The sequence below is a fragment of the Janthinobacterium sp. LS2A genome, assembly GCF_036543145.1.
Classification (GTDB): domain Bacteria; phylum Pseudomonadota; class Gammaproteobacteria; order Burkholderiales; family Burkholderiaceae_D; genus Janthinobacterium; species Janthinobacterium aestuarii.
This window is the reverse complement of sequence record NZ_JAZHPB010000036.1, coordinates 1-285: the sequence shown is the minus strand read 5'-3', so window position 1 is coordinate 285 and position 285 is coordinate 1. Positions and strand designations below refer to the sequence as shown.

Sequence of the window (285 nt, the reverse complement as noted above, 5' to 3'; positions counted from 1 at the left end):
GTTGCTGATCCATGAAGCACTGGATAATTTTCTGTATTGGTGGTGGGTGCTGAGAGGCTCGAACTCCCGACCTACGCCTTGTAAGGGCGCCGCTCTACCAACTGAGCTAAGCACCCGCATACCCAGAAAACTATCCCGACGTTTGTCACCACGTCTGGAAGAGGCACTATTATAGGGGGCGCTTTCGTGCTTGTGCAACTATTCTTGAGGGTGAACAGCAGTTTTTTTGCTGAAAAGCGCAAAAATAGTCAGGGAAGGGGGAACTGACGTGTTTTCTGCTTCTGA

1 tRNA gene is annotated in these 285 nt (G+C 50.2%); it reads right to left on the bottom strand.

Annotation, left to right across the window (positions count from 1 at the left end):
- Nucleotides 1-40 precede the first annotated feature (40 nt).
- Nucleotides 41-116, bottom strand: a tRNA-Val gene (locus V3C40_RS28300).
- Between the last annotated feature and the right edge of the window lie 169 nt (nucleotides 117-285).